The organism is Williamsia soli, from assembly GCF_017377795.1.
Classification (GTDB): Bacteria; Actinomycetota; Actinomycetes; order Mycobacteriales; family Mycobacteriaceae; genus Williamsia; species Williamsia soli.
The window spans coordinates 639,686-654,413 of sequence record NZ_JAFRDR010000002.1 but is presented as its reverse complement, the minus strand read 5'-3'; the positions used below and the strand labels follow the sequence as shown (position 1 = coordinate 654,413).

Sequence of the window (14,728 nt, the reverse complement as noted above, 5' to 3'; positions counted from 1 at the left end):
TATTCAGCTCCCTCGGCTTGCGCGGGCAGCCTAGAATCAACGCGTGGCACGCACATGGCCGTTGATCGAGCGCGAGCTGGAGTTCAAGACGATCCAGGCGGCTCTCGATTCCGAGACGGCCGATCTCGGAGTGGTACTCACCGGCGATCCTGGCGTGGGCAAGACAACTTTGGCCCGGTACGCGACCGGAGCAATACCGGGGCAGGTCCGGTGGGTCGCCGGAACCGAGTCGGCGCGCAGTATCCCGCTGGGTGCGTTTGCGCACCTGGTGGGGCCGACCACCGCCACCGACCCGGTGACGTTCATGTCGGCGGCGCGCGAGTCGCTTCTCTCCGGGGGAGACACGGTGATCGGCGTCGACGACGCGCACCTGCTCGACGAACTCTCCGCCACCCTGCTCCATCAGCTCGCCATCGACCGGGCCGTACGCATCATCGCCACCGTTCGCAGCGGCGAGACCGTACCCGATGCCGTGACCTCGCTGTGGAAAGATCGCCACCTCGTCCGGATTGTACTGTCGCCCTTCACCAAAACCCAGAGCGTCGAACTCATCGAATCCGTCCTCGGGGGCCGGCTCGAAGGTTTGAGCGCCGACGTCATCTGGGATGCCTCCGGCGGAAACGCCCTGTACTTGCATCATCTGGTCGAGGGGGCGCTCGAGTCCGGTGCGCTGCGTCAGGTGCGCGGGGTATGGCAGCTGCGCGGCCGCGCGGCAGTCACCTCCGAGTTGGCCTCACTCCTCGAGGGTCGCATCGAGCAGCTCGAAGACGAGGCCCTCTCGGTGCTCAAGTTGCTCACGTTCTGCGAACCGCTCGATCTCGATGTGCTGTGCGACCTTGCCGGGGAAGCCGCGGTCGACGATGCCGAGGCCCGCGGCCTCATCCGGGTCGCCAGGGACGGACAGCATTTCGACGTCCACTACACGCACCCACTGTTCGGCGACGTGATTCGTCGGCGACTCGGAATCGCCTCGGCGAGACGTCTGCGTGGCCGGTTGGTCACCGCGCTGCTCGCCGGCGGGGTCACCACCGCGTCCGAACGTATCCGGCTGGCCGAGCTGTCACTCGACAGCGATCAGAGCCTCGACGTCGAGCTGTTCCGCACAGCAGCTCACGACGCGATCGCCCTGGCGAACCTGCCACTGGGCGAGCGCTTCGCGGAGGCGGCCCTCGCCGGTGGTGGGGGACTGGCCGCAGCTGACCTTCTCGCCAGGGCATTGTTGTGGCAGGGCCGCGCGGAGGACGCCGACGCCGTGCTGACCGCATTCGATCCTGCGGAGCTGGACCAGCTCCAGTTGGTGCAGTGGGGTCTGACCCGCGTCGGAAACCTCTTCTGGTCGATGGGGGACAGCGATCGCGCAGATGAGGTTCTCGAGCTCGTGTCCTCACGGGTCGATCACCCCGCCCTGGAGTTGGTGGTCGAAGGCATGTCGTCCGCATGTGCGCTGTTCGAAGGCCGACTGGAGGAGGCGCTGCGCCGCGCGCAGGTGGTCCTGGACTCGCCGGGGGCCAGTCCGTGGGCGCTGGAGTGGGCGTGCTTTGGAGGAGGCCTGGCGCGTGCCCTCTCCGGTCGAGGCGATGAGGTGGCTGCGCTCGCCGAACGTGGCCAGGCGGTCGAGGCGAAGACCGACGGATTGCTCCGCTTTCCGACCGGTTTCGGAGAAGTACTGGGGCTCACGCTGATCGGCGCTTTCGACGTCGCGGAACAACGCGCCGGACGGTACCTCGCGTTCTCCACCGCCGGGCAGTTCCTCGGTTGGGCGCTGGCGAACATCGTGATGGGCACCGTTGACCTCGCGCGCGGCAGGCTTCGCGAGTCCGCCGCCCGGTATGAGCAGAGTCTTGCGGCCCTGGACACCACGGCCGGTGCTGCGTGGGGATTTCCAGCCCAGATCGGTCTCGTCCAGTCGTACTCCGCCCTCGGCAAAGCCGATGCCGCGCAACGGGTGCTCGCCGACGCCCGCGGGCGAACCGGACGGTATGTGGCCGTTTTCGATCCGCAATTGACCACTGCAGCGGCCTGGGTCTCCGCGTCACAGGGGGTCACCGGAGAAGCGGTGTCGCTCGCCCGCCGCGCCGCGGACAGTGCCACGGCGGCAGGTCAATTCGCCGCGGAGGCCGAAGCGCTGCACGCTGCGGCCCGCTTCGGGGACCCCACCGTCGCCGGTCGACTGGACGAACTGGCGGGGCGGATCGACGGCGTCCTCGTGGGTGCGTACGCGCGGCATGCCGCCGCAGTGGCCTCCGGCGACGGCTTCGATCTGGATTCCAGTGCGACCGAGTTCGAGGACCTGGGCGCCATCGCGTCGGCGGCCGACGCATCGGCCCAGGCCGCGAGCGCGCACAGCGATGCGGGCCGGCGGGCCGCGCTCGCCTCCTCGTCGGCGCGGGCCAACCGGTTGTCGGCGGCGTGTGGGGGACTGCGCACGCCCGCGATGGTCGCCGCGGCCAATCCGCTGCCGCTGACAGCCAGGGAACGGGAGATCGCCACCCTGGTGGCGTCGGGCCTGTCGAACAAGTCCATCGCCGAGCGACTCACCGTGTCGGTGCGCACCGTCGAGGGCCACATCTACCGGGCCTGTACCAAGCTCGATCTCACCGATCGAGCAGATCTGGCGAACCTGATATCCGACCGGAGTCGCTAACACCGAGAGGGCGGGGGCCCAGGTATGAAGAATCTCATCATCTGCTGCGACGGAACGTGGAAGCGTGCTGACGACCAATACGTCTCGAACATCGAGAAGATCGCCCGCGCCATCGAGACGACGCCGGTCGGCGGCACCATGCAGATCGTCTTCTACACGAGCGGGGTGGGTACGGGAGCCACTGCGGCAGAACGCATCCTGGGCGGCGCATTCGGTATCGGACTCGATGCTGCCATCGTCGGCGCCTATCGGTTCCTCGCACTCAACTACGAACCGGGCGACGCGGTGTTCGTCTTCGGGTTCAGCCGGGGTGCGTACACGGCGCGCTCGCTGGTCGGCATGACGAAGGCCATCGGACTGCTGACGCCGGACGGGCTCGCCGACAACAAACTGCGGTCAGCGATCTCGCTCTACCGTGGCCGTCCGCGCGCAGACGAAGCACCTTCGGAGGACTTCCGTCGTGCCAAGAGCGACTTCGCCGCATCGTGTTATTCCGACGAGGACGTCGAGATCCGTTTTCTCGGGGTCTTCGACACCGTCGGTGCGCTCGGGGTTCCCGGCCTGTCCCGCCAGAAGTACAAGTTCCACGACGTAACCCTCAATCCACGGGTCAGATGTGCGCGCCAGGCGCTCGCCATCGATGAACAACGCCGAACCTTCGCGCCCTGCATGTGGGAGCAGGTGCTCGGGGAAGACGGCACGCCTGAGAACACACTCACCGATGTGAAGCAGGTGTGGTTCGAAGGCGTACACACCGATATCGGCGGCGGGTACCAGGAAAGTGCGCTCTCGGATCTCGTGCTCAACTGGATGGTCGCGCAGGCACAGCAGTGCGGGCTGGTCGTCGATGCCCGACGGCTCGCCAAAGGGCAGAAGTCCTCGCCCCTGATCGTGCACGATTCGCTAACGCTGGGGTACCGCTTCATGAACGCGATCAGCCGGGGCCGGCAGAAGTTCCGGCGATTCCCCAAAGCGGTGATCTGGCGATTCCGTGGCGATCGTCGGTTGCTGGAGTCCAGTGCGCAGGACTGGGGCGTGGCGATCGCCTCAGGAGCCCACCGGCGCTGGAGCGAGGCAGCGGACGTGGGCGAACCCAGCGCCGTCAACGTGAGCTGGTGGATTCAGTGGCTCGGCGACCAGGGGCTGGACCCCTCGGCACGTGTGGAGAAGGTCGACTGACCCCGGCGGGCCTTGGCACTGCGTCGCCGCGCCGGTGTTCCGGTTTGACGCCTCCGGTACAAATGCACAGGGGAACTGTACGTGCAGCGAATCGGGGATCAGCGGAAGGGATCGACGCGCTATGGCGACATTGTGGGCGGTCAGTGACCTGCATGTCGCGCACCGCGGCAACGAGTCGGTCATCGATCGCATCCACCCATCGGACGAGGATGACTGGCTGATCGTCGCCGGTGACGTGAGCGAGCGCACCGACGACATCTCGGACACCCTGCGCCGCCTCAAGGCGCGCTTCCACACCGTGATCTGGACGCCCGGCAACCATGAGCTCTACACCACCGCCAAGGATCCGATGCAGATCTTCGGGGTGGCGCGCTACGACTATCTCGTGCAGATGTGTCGCGACCTCGGTGTGGTCACGCCAGAGGACATCTACCCATTGTTCGATGCCGGCGACGGCTCGCAGCCGGTTCGAGTGGTACCGATGTTCCTGTTGTACGACTACACCTTTCGGCCGAAAGGGACCGTCAACAAGCTGCAGGCCCTCGCGGTCGCCCGGGAGAACAACGTGGTCGCGACCGACGAGTTCCTGTTGTCGCCGGAGCCTTTCCAGACCCGCGACGCGTGGAGCCGCGCCCGGATCGAGCAGACACGTAAGCGGCTGGACCAGCTCGACCCCGCCGAGCCGAAGGTGCTGATCAACCACTGGCCGCTGCGCCGGGAGCCGACGGACACGCTGATGTATCCCGAGTTCGCCCTGTGGTGCGGCAGCGAACTCACCCACGACTGGCATCAACGCTACAACGCTTCGTGCTGCGTCTACGGCCACCTGCACATCCCGCGGACCACCTGGTACGACGACATCCGGTTCGAGGAGGTGTCGGTGGGTTACCCGCGCGAATGGAGTCGTCGCGGTTTGCCCGATCCGTTGCTCCGCAAGATCGCACCGGATGACGGACTGCGCCCCGAACACCTCCCGGAGCATGGTGCCCGGTTCGAGTTGCCTGCCGATTACAAAGAACGCGCCGAGGAGTTCGCCCAGAAGTTGGCCAAGAAGCGCGAGGACACCAAAGCCCGCCGCGCAGAGCGGGAACAGAAGCGAGACGGGACGCCATGATCGAGAAGCTGTTGCCCAGCGGGGTCGCAGTGGCCGAGTCCTTCGGTGAGATGCCCGACGTGGCGCCGCTCGCGGCCGAGGCCGGTCTCATCGCCCGAGCGGTGGACAAGCGCCGCAAGGAGTTCGTCACCACCCGGAACTGTGCGCGAGAGGCCCTGGGTCAGCTGGGGATCGATCCGGTACCCATCATGCGTGGCGAGAAGGGCGAACCGCTCTGGCCCCGGCAGGTGGTCGGGAGCCTCACCCACTGCGACGGTTACCGTGCCGCCATAGCGGGCTACTCGATGCAGGTGCGTTCCCTCGGTATGGACGCGGAGCCGCACGGCCCATTGCCGGAAGGGGTGCTCGAGCACGTCAGCGTCGAACCCGAACGACAGGTTCTCGCCACCCGCGGCGACGACCTGCACTGGGACCGGTTGCTGTTCTGCGCCAAAGAGGCGACCTACAAGGCGTGGTTCCCGCTGACCAAACGCTGGCTGGGCTTCGAGGACGCCCACATCACCTTCGAGCGGACCGATGAACGCACGGGCACCTTCCGTACCGAACTACTCGTCGACGGCACCACTGTCGACGGCGGAGACCCGCTGCTCGGTTTCGACGGTCGGTGGCTGATCGAATCAGGACTGGTCATCGCCGTGATCGCACTATGAGCACGCCGCGTTCGGGACTCGACGGCGCGGGTCTGCTGGTCATCGACAAGGAGCAGGGTGTCACCAGTCACGACGTCGTCGCCTCGTGCCGAAAGCTGCTGAAGACGAGGAAGGTCGGTCACGCGGGGACCCTCGACCCCATGGCGACCGGTGTACTGGTCCTCGGGGTCGAACGGGCCACCAAGATGCTCGGACTGCTGTCGTTGACGACCAAGGCGTACACCGCGACCATCCGGCTCGGCGCCGATACCGACACCGATGACGCAGAGGGGCAGGTGCTGACCCGCACCGACACCGCGGCGCTCGACCACGACCGCATCGCGGCGCAGGTGCACACCCTGACCGGGGACATCAGTCAGGTCCCTGCGCGGGTGAGTGCGATCAAGGTCGATGGCAAACGTGCGCACGCCCTCGCCCGGGACGGGGCTGAGTTCGAGTTGAAACCCCGACCGGTGACCGTCTCCCGCTTCGAGGTCGGGGAGATCACCGCCACGCCGTGGGCCGGCGACAACGCCGGCGTTTTCACCGACATAGAGGTCGAGGTCGAGTGTTCGGCCGGGACGTACATCAGGTCGCTGGCCCGCGATCTGGGTGCCGCGCTCGGCGTCGGCGGACATCTGATCGCGTTGCGGCGCACCAGGGTTGGGCCGTTCACACTGGCCGAGGCCCGAACTCTCACCGAGCTGGCCGACGATCCAGCGGTGAGTCTCGGCATCGACGACGCCGCGCAGTTCGCGTTCTCCCATCGCAACATCAGCGCGGACGAAGCGGAATCGATCAGCCAGGGACGCTGGCTCGAACCCATCGGGATGGCAGGGACGTATGCCGCCATCGATCCGGACGGTCACACGATCGCACTGCTCCAGGAGAAGGGCAGGCGGGCGAGTTCGGTGATGGTGGTGCGTCCGGCGACGCTGCGCCAGTGATCGTCAACGGCGATCAGGCGGACACCAGCCAGATGGCCTGAGCCGCGATGTCGCCCAGGTCGATCGGGGTTCCGCCGTCGATACAGATCTCGATCGTGCCCGCGAACGGTCGCCGTTCACGGACCACGATGGTCCGGTCGAGCGCGATGCCGACGGAGTCGAAATACCGCAGCATTTCCGGGTCCGAGTCCGCGATCCGCGCGACTGTGCCGCTGACGCCCGCATCGAGATCGGCGAGCACTTTGGCCTGCGGGGAGGGTACGGAACCGTCCAGAGCCGGAATCGGATCGCCGTGGGGATCGCGGGTCGGGTGGTCGAGTTTCGCGTCCAGCCTGGCCAGGAATCGATCGGAGACGGCGTGTTCGAGCACCTCCGCCTCGTCGTGCACCTCGTCCCACCCGTAGCCGAGTTCCCGGACCAGAAACGTCTCGAGCAGACGGTGCCGGCGAACCATGAGTACCGCGGCCATGCGGCCCGTCTCGGTCAGTGTGATGGACCCGTAACGTTCGTGAACGACGAGATCCTGGTCGGCGAGCTTGCGGATCGCCTCCGAAGCCGTCGACGGTGACACGCCGAGCTTCTCGGCGAGCATCTTGGTGGTGATCTTCTCCGGCTTCCATTCTTGTCCGGTCCAGATCACCTTCAGGTAGTCCTGGGTCACCGAGGACAGTTCTGCCAGCGCCTTCAAATCGGCGGTGTCGACTGTTACCGAGGAAGAGTCTGTTCCCTTCCCGGCGTCCGAGGGGGCGTCTGATGGCGGCACTCTTCGAGCTTAGGGCTCGGGCGGGCAGGAGTGGGGATGGGGCGCGCTGAGAAACGGCCGGCGACGACGGATGGGAGCGGCTCGGGCAATGGCTCCGGTGCGGCAGTGTCGCGGCCGCCAGGGTGGGGTCGTAGGCTTACCGATGTGTTGCGTTGGCGAGGGCTCGACGATATCCCCGCGGACTGGGGCAGATGCGTGGTCACGATCGGCGTTTTCGACGGCGTCCACCGGGGCCACGCCCAACTGATCACGACGGCCACGAAGGCGGCGACCGAGCGCGGTGTCCCCGCAGTCCTGATGACGTTCGATCCACACCCCGCGGAAGTGGTGCGTCCGGGGACCCACCCACCGCAGCTGTCCACCCTGACCCGGCGGGCCGAATTGGCCGAAGAGCTGGGTATCGATGTCTTTTGCGTCATGCCGTTCACCGCGGTACTGGCGGCGCAGAGTCCTAAAGATTTTGCCCATGAGGTGCTGGTGGAGCGCCTGCACGCGCAGGAGGTCGTGGTCGGCGACAACTTCACCTTTGGCAAGAAGGCCGCCGGAGACGTCGAGGTCCTGCGAACCCTCGGTGAGAAGTTCGGGTTCGGGGTCCAGGCGGTCTCGCTGCTGGCCGAACACGCCGTGACCTTCTCGTCCACCTACATCCGATCCTGCGTGGACGCGGGAGACGTTGCCGCGGCTACCGAGGCGCTGGGTCGTCCGCACCGTGTCGAGGGGGTCGTCGTGCGCGGGGACGGTCGAGGGCGGGAACTGGGTTTCCCGACCGCGAACGTCGCGCCGCCGATGTATTCGGCGATCCCGGCCGACGGGGTCTACGCCGCCTGGTTCACCGTGCTGGGCCCGGGGCCGGTGGTCGGCCAGGTCGAGCCGGGGGAGAGTTACCGCGCCGCGGTGTCGGTCGGGACGAATCCGACATTCTCGGGGCGGACGAGGACCGTCGAGGCGTTCGTCCTCGACACTAAGGCAGACCTCTACGGGCAGCATGTGGCGGTCGATTTCGTCGCGCGTATCCGTGCGCAGGAAAAGTACGATTCGGTTCAGGTGCTCATCGATCACATCGCGGCAGATGTCGAGGAGATCCGAAAGTTGTTGCCCTAGAACCTGTCTCCCGACCTGTGCAAAGGGTGGGGAGACGATTTGGCCACATGGTCGGTGCGGCTGTATCGTTGCCCGTCGGTGTGCGCTGCGGTTCGCGGTGGCCACACCTGGAGAACTGCGGTGGTGGGCAAGTATCGCCCGGTTCTCTCACACATACGTACGCGATCATCATCACCAGGAGTTTCTGTGGCACTGAGCGTTGAAGAAAAGAAGACCATCCTGGCCGAATACGGCCTGCACGAGACCGACACCGGATCTCCTGAAGCTCAGGTTGCGATGCTGACCAAGCGCATCGTCGACCTCACCGAGCACCTCAAGAAGCACAAGCACGACCACCACAGCCGTCGTGGACTGCTGCTGCTCGTCGGTAAGCGTCGCCGGCTGCTCAAGTACGTGGCAAAGGTCGACGTGCAGCGTTACCGCACGCTGATCGAGCGCCTCGGCCTGCGCCGATAGCTGTGGTCGGGCCCGCAGCGTCGGGCTCAAACCTGAAGCATGGCCCGCTGGGTCGGGCCTGAGAAGTGAAGCATGGCCCGCTGGGTCGGGCCTGAGAAAGTGAAGATTGAGAGCGCCGAGGGTATCGAGTGATACCCTCGGCGTGGCTTTTGTGCAAGGAGAATGTTCGTCCGTGCGCCCGCACTGGTGAGCGGTCTTCGGTAGTGGCTCCCGGAACGCAGACTGGCGTCCGGCAGCTTCGATCGATGGCCGTCACCCTCGGCGCCGACAGATGTCCTCGCTCGCCCAGGGCCTACTCGCGTGTGTCTGCCCGCGAGTCACAGACCGTACGCAGGTCGGACCTGTCGTACGACGAGAGGAAACCCCACCACATGACCGACGTCACCACCACCACAGACGCTGTGGAGTACGACGACGAGATCACCGAAGCGACCGCCATCATCGACAACGGCAGTTTCGGAACCCGCACCATCCGCTTCGAGACCGGGCGTCTCGCGCAGCAGGCCGCAGGTGCGGTCGTCGCCTATCTGGACGAAGAGACCATGCTGCTCTCGGCCACCAGTGCCGGCAAGCATCCCAAAGACCACTTCGACTTCTTCCCACTGACCGTGGACGTCGAGGAGCGGATGTATGCCGCAGGCCGCATCCCGGGATCGTTCTTCCGCCGCGAAGGCCGTCCCTCCACCGACGCGATTCTCACCTGTCGTCTGATCGACCGGCCGCTGCGCCCGTCGTTCGTCGACGGCCTGCGTAACGAGATCCAGGTCGTCGTCACGATCCTGAGCCTCGATCCCAAGGACCTCTACGACGTGGTGGCCATCAACGCCGCCTCGGCGTCCACCCAGATCGCCGGACTCCCGTTCTCGGGCCCGGTCGGTGGCGTCCGCGTCGCACTGATCCCGACCGAAGAGAACAAGGCCGGCCAGTGGGTCGCGTTCCCGACCGTCGAGCAGCTCGAGGGCGCAGTCTTCGACATGGTCGTCGCGGGACGCATCGTCTCCGGCGAAGGCGACACCGCCGACGTCGCGATCATGATGGTCGAGGCCGAGGCCACCGACAACGTGATCGAGCTCATCGCAGGTGGCGCCCAGGCGCCGACCGAGGCAATCGTGGCCGAGGGCCTCGAGGCCGCCAAGCCGTTCATCGCGCGGCTGTGTGAGGCACAGCAGAAGCTCGCCGCCGAGGCCGCGAAGCCGACCGGTGACTTCCCGCTGTTCCCGCCGTACGGCGACGACGTCTTCGCCGCGGTCGAGACCGCAGGCGCAGCCAAGCTCTCCGAGATCTTGACCATCCCGGGCAAGAAGGATCGCGACGACAAGACCGACGAGCTCAAGGCCGAGATCCTCGCTCAGCTCGGCGACCAGTTCGAGGGACGCGAGAAGGAGATCGGCGGGGCATATCGCTCGCTGACCAAGAAACTCGTTCGCAAGCGGATCCTCACCGATCACTTCCGGATCGACGGCCGCGGTGTCACAGACATCCGCTCGCTGTCCGCCGAGGTCGCCGTGATCCCGCGTGCCCACGGCAGCTCGCTGTTCGAGCGTGGCGAGACCCAGATCATGGGCGTCACCACTCTCGACATGGTCAAGATGGCCCAGCAGATCGACTCGCTCGGGCCCGAGACCAGCAAGCGCTACATGCACCACTACAACTTTCCGCCGTATTCGACCGGTGAGACCGGTCGCGTCGGTTCGCCGAAGCGTCGCGAGATCGGGCACGGCGCACTCGCCGAGCGCGCTCTGATGCCTGTGCTGCCGAGCGTGGAAGAGTTCCCGTACGCGATCCGTCAGGTGTCGGAGGCGCTGAGTTCGAACGGCTCGACCTCGATGGGTTCGGTCTGCGCGTCGACGATGTCGTTGCTGAACGCAGGTGTGCCACTGCGGGCACCCGTCGCCGGTATCGCGATGGGGCTGGTCTCCGATGAGATCGATGGCCAGACCCGGTACGTGGCACTCACGGACATCCTCGGTGCCGAGGATGCCTTCGGCGACATGGACTTCAAGGTCGCAGGGACCAAGGACTTCGTGACCGCGCTGCAGCTCGACACCAAGCTCGACGGAATCCCGTCGCCGGTGCTCGCTTCGGCGCTCTCGCAGGCCAAGGATGCCCGCATCACGATCCTCGAGGTCATGGCCGAGGCCATCGACGAGCCCGACGAGATGAGCAAGTACGCACCTCGCGTGACGACCGTCAAGGTTCCGGTCGACAAGATCGGCGAGGTCATCGGGCCCAAGGGCAAGATGATCAACTCGATCACCGAGCAGACCGGTGCGAACATTTCCATCGAGGACGACGGCACTGTGTTCGTCGGTGCCACCGATGGTCCGTCTGCGCAGGCCGCGATCGACATGATCAACGCCATCGCCAACCCGCAGTTGCCCAAGGTCGGCGAACGGTTCCTCGGAACCGTCGTCAAGACAACCACGTTCGGCGCTTTCGTCTCGCTGCTCCCGGGCCGCGACGGACTCGTCCACATCTCGAAGCTGGGCAAGGGCAAGCGGATCGGCAAGGTCGAAGACGTCGTCAACGTCGGCGAGAAGCTCCGAGTCGAGATCGCAGACATCGACGATCGCGGCAAGATCAGCCTCGTCCCGGTCGAGGATGACGCAGACGCCGCGGCGCCTGCTGACGCCGACGCTACCGAGGCGAAAGCCTGAGTAACACAGCTGGTTTGACGGCGGCGCAGCGCTCTGCGTCGTCGGACACCCACCGGGCAGTACGGAGATCCGTACTGCCCGGTGGGCTGCGTGTGGTCACCGAGTACCTCCCAGGAGTGCGATCGGCGTCCGTCGGGTTGTGGGTCGCAGTCGGCTCGCGGGACGAGAAGCCGTCGGTTGCGGGTGCCGCACATTTCCTCGAGCACCTGCTGTTCAAGTCGACGCCCACCCGGTCGGCGGCGGGTACGGCCGAACAGATCGACGCCATCGGCGGCGAACTGAACGCGTTCACCGGAAAAGAACAGACCTGCTACTACGCGCACGTGCTCGACGAGCACCTCGCGACCGCCATCGACATCGTGGGCGACGTGGTGCTGCGCGGGCAGTGTCGTTCGGAGGACGTGGACATCGAGCGGGCAGTGGTGCTCGAGGAGATCTCGATGCGCGACGACGATCCCGAAGATCTGCTGGCCGACCTGTTCATGACTGCGATGTACGGCGACCACCCCATCGGGAGGCCGGTGATCGGTTCGGTCGAGTCGGTCACGGGCATGTCCAGGGCTCAGATCCGTTCGTTCCACCAGCGCCGGTACACGCCGGACAAGATGGTGCTCTCGGTCGCGGGCAACGTCGACCATGCATCGGTGCTCGCCGCCGTCCGGACCACGTTCGCCGGTCATCTCTCGGGGAAGGTGCCACCGGCACCGATTCGGGTGGGTGCCAAAGCGATCGGTGGTAAGCCGGCCCTCGAGGTCTCGTACCGGGACACCGAGCAGGCGCATCTGCTCCTCGGGGTCCGCGGACCTGGCCGGGGCAACCCTGACCGGTGGGCGCTCTCGGTACTCAACACCGCCCTGGGCGGGGGCTTGAGTTCGCGGCTGTTCCAAGAGGTCCGGGAATCCCGCGGACTCGCGTATTCGGTCTACTCCTCGGTGGACTCCTTTGCCGACATCGGGGCTTTCTCGGTGTACGCCGGCTGCTCACCCGACCATTTGTCCGAGGTGGTGACCGTCATCGACGACATCTTGACGCAGGTGGCGGCAGACGGGATCACGGACGAAGAACTCGCGCGGGCCAAAGGGTCACTACGGGGTGCGATGGTGCTGGGTCTCGAGGATTCGCAGTCACGGATGCACCGCAACGGACGCGGCGAGATCAACTATGGCAAACAGATGTCCGTCGACCAGACGTTGCGCAAGATCGACCGGGTCACGGTTGCCGACACCCATCGGGTGGCGCGAGAGCTGTTGTCGCGACCGTTCGGGGCGGCGGTGGTCGGACCGTACCGCAGCCGCAGGCAACTTCCGAAGTCGCTCACCTCACTCGTGCACTGACCTCTCTCGACCGCGCTCGTGCGGCGATGAACTGGCACGATGAGCGCATGGTGTCGATAGCAGAGTTCCTTGCCGGGTATCCGCCCTTCGATTCGCTCGCAGCAGACGAACTTGCGCGGATCGCTGCGGCGTCTCGGCTGGAAGACCATGCGTCCGGCAGCCAGATCATGGACGGTTTCACCGACCAGGTCGAAGAGCTGGCCGTTGTCGTCACGGGCCAGGTGGAGTTGTGGAACTCGCCCGATCACAAGCCCGACGGCCCCGACGAGATCCTGGGCCCCGGAGGCGTTTTCGGCTACTCTGCGATGCTCACAGGATCGTCGATCGGCCCGCTTGCCATTGCTGCCGGGCCGGTCCAGGCCTGTCGGATCCCGGGTCCGATCGTCCGTCCGGTGTTCTCCTCTCTGGCGGGTGCAGAGTTCTTGGCGCGCAAGTTGACTGTCGCCCAACGCACCGATTCGTTGTCCATCAACGATTACGGCACCGTTGATGAACTGATCCGCACGGCGCCGGTCGTCGGTAGCGGGGACATGACAGTGCAACAGGCCGCTCAGAAGATCTCCGAACATCACAGCGGCTACATCGTGATCCCCTGTGAAGACGGGCGATTCGGGCTGCTCACCGATCGAGACATCAGGGCCCGCGTGGTCGCGGCGGGTGGTGATCTGCAGCAACCCGTCGAGCAGGTGATGACCTTCCCGGCGATCACCGCCGCCACCAGCGCGCCGGCCTCGGATGTCCTCGTCGACATCCTCGAGCAAGACCTGACGTGCGTCCCGGTCGTGGATCCCGGTGGCCGTTTGAAGGGCGTGGTCTTGCCGGGCGACTTCGTCAACGCCCCGGCCGGGGTGAGCGTGACTCTGCGCGAACAGATCACTCGATCCGATTCGATCGAGACCCTGCAGGAGAGGGGGCGCAGGATGCGCTATCTGGTGGCGGACCTGCTGCGACGCGGGCGCCCGTCGTTCGAGGTGACGGCGGTGCTGTCGGTGGTCACCGACGCCCTGGTGCGCCGCGCCCTGGAAATGGTGCTGGCCGAGCATCCCGAACTCGATCCGGCAGCGCTGACGTGGCTGTCGCTCGGCAGCAACGCACGGAGGGAGCCGGTGCTCAGTTCCGACGTCGACAGCGCGGTGTCCTTCGACGAGTCGGTGTCGAGTCCCGAAGTGATGGCTCGGTATCGGGCCGTGTTCGGGGAGGTGGGTGAGGTGCTGCGCGGATGCGGGCTCGCCGGCGACACCAATGGCGCCACCGCCGCGATGCCGCTGTTCGCCCGGACTCACGGGCAGTGGCGGGAGGCGGCTCAGCAGTGGTTGGTCTCGCCACTCGACAACAAGGGCATGATCTTGGCGTCACTCCTGCTCGACGGCAGACCCATCTGGGGTGATCCGGGCGCGACTGCGGTGTCCGAGGTGTTCGGTGAACTGCGCAAACACCCGGGTACGATGCGGCTGCTACTGGCCGAATCCCTGTCGTACCGTGCGAAGGTCCGCTCGATGCGCGATGTCCTCTCCCGACGCGGTGGCACGTTCGACATCAAGGGGCACGCACTCATCCCCGTCATCAACATCGCCCGGTGGGCTGCCCTGAGTGTGCAGAGCCCGGAGTTGGGCACGCGGGCGCGACTCGCCGCCGCGGCCGGCAGTCCGATGCTGACCGAGGACAACGCCCACACGCTCATCGAGGTGTTCGAGGTGCTGCAGAAGATTCGCCTCACTTACCAGGTGGCGCAGGTCGACCGGGGCGAGACCGCGACGGATGTACTGACCATGCAACGTCTTTCGCCGCTGGACCGCAGTCTCGTCGGACAGGCTGTCCGGGAGGTCTCTGCGGTCCAGCGGCGAATGGAGAACATGTCGCACTACCTGTCGGTCAAAGAATGGGCCGAGCCCACCAGGTGAACG

The 14,728-nt window shown here is 66.2% G+C and carries 11 protein-coding genes; 10 read left to right on the top strand and 1 reads right to left on the bottom strand.

The features are described from left to right. The first annotated feature begins 43 nt into the window (after positions 1 to 43). The 5 genes from J3S28_RS28285 to truB all read left to right on the top strand — a co-directional run bounded on the left by J3S28_RS28285 (position 44) and on the right by truB (position 6,513). Positions 44 to 2,644, top strand: coding sequence for a helix-turn-helix transcriptional regulator (locus J3S28_RS28285; RefSeq protein WP_307796929.1), 2,601 nt, complete (start codon positions 44 to 46; stop codon positions 2,642 to 2,644). A 24-nt stretch (positions 2,645 to 2,668) separates the two neighbouring features. Next, the gene (locus tag J3S28_RS07615; protein ID WP_207839278.1) at positions 2,669 to 3,823 is read left to right on the top strand and encodes a T6SS phospholipase effector Tle1-like catalytic domain-containing protein; all 1,155 of its coding nucleotides are present in this window, start codon (positions 2,669 to 2,671) and stop codon (positions 3,821 to 3,823) included. Between the two features lie 121 nt (positions 3,824 to 3,944). Continuing rightward, positions 3,945 to 4,937 carry a metallophosphoesterase family protein gene (locus J3S28_RS07610; protein WP_207839277.1) on the top strand — a complete coding sequence of 331 codons (993 nt, stop codon included), beginning with the start codon at positions 3,945 to 3,947 and terminating at the stop codon, positions 4,935 to 4,937. Further along, the gene (locus J3S28_RS07605) at positions 4,934 to 5,587 is read left to right on the top strand and encodes a 4'-phosphopantetheinyl transferase family protein (RefSeq protein ID WP_207839276.1); all 654 of its coding nucleotides are present in this window, start codon (positions 4,934 to 4,936) and stop codon (positions 5,585 to 5,587) included. Before J3S28_RS07610 ends, J3S28_RS07605 begins: the two co-directional genes overlap by 4 nt. Beyond that, positions 5,584 to 6,513: a tRNA pseudouridine(55) synthase TruB gene (truB, locus tag J3S28_RS07600; protein ID WP_207839274.1), complete on the top strand. Its 930-nt coding sequence runs from the start codon at positions 5,584 to 5,586 to the stop codon at positions 6,511 to 6,513. Before J3S28_RS07605 ends, truB begins: the two co-directional genes overlap by 4 nt. Positions 6,514 to 6,526: 13 nt before the next feature. Here the strand turns inward: truB and J3S28_RS07595 are convergent, their stop codons facing one another. Next, complete coding sequence (locus J3S28_RS07595) at positions 6,527 to 7,201, bottom strand: metal-dependent transcriptional regulator (RefSeq protein ID WP_207839585.1); 675 nt, start codon at positions 7,199 to 7,201, stop codon at positions 6,527 to 6,529. Positions 7,202 to 7,420: 219 nt separating this feature from the next. Between J3S28_RS07595 and J3S28_RS07590 the strand changes: the two genes are divergently transcribed. The 5 genes from J3S28_RS07590 to J3S28_RS07570 all read left to right on the top strand — a co-directional run bounded on the left by J3S28_RS07590 (position 7,421) and on the right by J3S28_RS07570 (position 14,725). Next, entirely contained in the window at positions 7,421 to 8,377 is a 957-nt protein-coding gene (locus J3S28_RS07590) for a bifunctional riboflavin kinase/FAD synthetase (protein WP_084838560.1), read from the top strand. Between the two features lie 186 nt (positions 8,378 to 8,563). Further along, entirely contained in the window at positions 8,564 to 8,833 is a 270-nt protein-coding gene (gene rpsO / locus J3S28_RS07585; RefSeq protein ID WP_207839273.1) for a 30S ribosomal protein S15, read from the top strand. 371 nt (positions 8,834 to 9,204) lie between these two features. Beyond that, entirely contained in the window at positions 9,205 to 11,490 is a 2,286-nt protein-coding gene (locus J3S28_RS07580) for a polyribonucleotide nucleotidyltransferase (RefSeq protein WP_207839272.1), read from the top strand. Between the two features lie 14 nt (positions 11,491 to 11,504). Then, entirely contained in the window at positions 11,505 to 12,824 is a 1,320-nt protein-coding gene (locus J3S28_RS07575) for a M16 family metallopeptidase (RefSeq protein WP_237341145.1), read from the top strand. Between the two features lie 47 nt (positions 12,825 to 12,871). After that, positions 12,872 to 14,725 carry a putative nucleotidyltransferase substrate binding domain-containing protein gene (locus tag J3S28_RS07570; RefSeq protein ID WP_237341144.1) on the top strand — a complete coding sequence of 618 codons (1,854 nt, stop codon included), beginning with the start codon at positions 12,872 to 12,874 and terminating at the stop codon, positions 14,723 to 14,725. Positions 14,726 to 14,728 lie beyond the last annotated feature (3 nt).

Coding starts and splice junctions, on each gene's coding strand:
- J3S28_RS07615 (WP_207839278.1), top strand. CDS start 2,669: ATGAAGAATCTCATCATCTGCTGCGACGGAACGTGGAAGCGTGCTGAC.
- J3S28_RS07610 (WP_207839277.1), top strand. CDS start 3,945: ATGGCGACATTGTGGGCGGTCAGTGACCTGCATGTCGCGCACCGCGGC.
- J3S28_RS07605 (WP_207839276.1), top strand. CDS start 4,934: ATGATCGAGAAGCTGTTGCCCAGCGGGGTCGCAGTGGCCGAGTCCTTC.
- truB (WP_207839274.1), top strand. CDS start 5,584: ATGAGCACGCCGCGTTCGGGACTCGACGGCGCGGGTCTGCTGGTCATC.
- J3S28_RS07580 (WP_207839272.1), top strand. CDS start 9,205: ATGACCGACGTCACCACCACCACAGACGCTGTGGAGTACGACGACGAG.
- J3S28_RS07570 (WP_237341144.1), top strand. CDS start 12,872: ATGGTGTCGATAGCAGAGTTCCTTGCCGGGTATCCGCCCTTCGATTCG.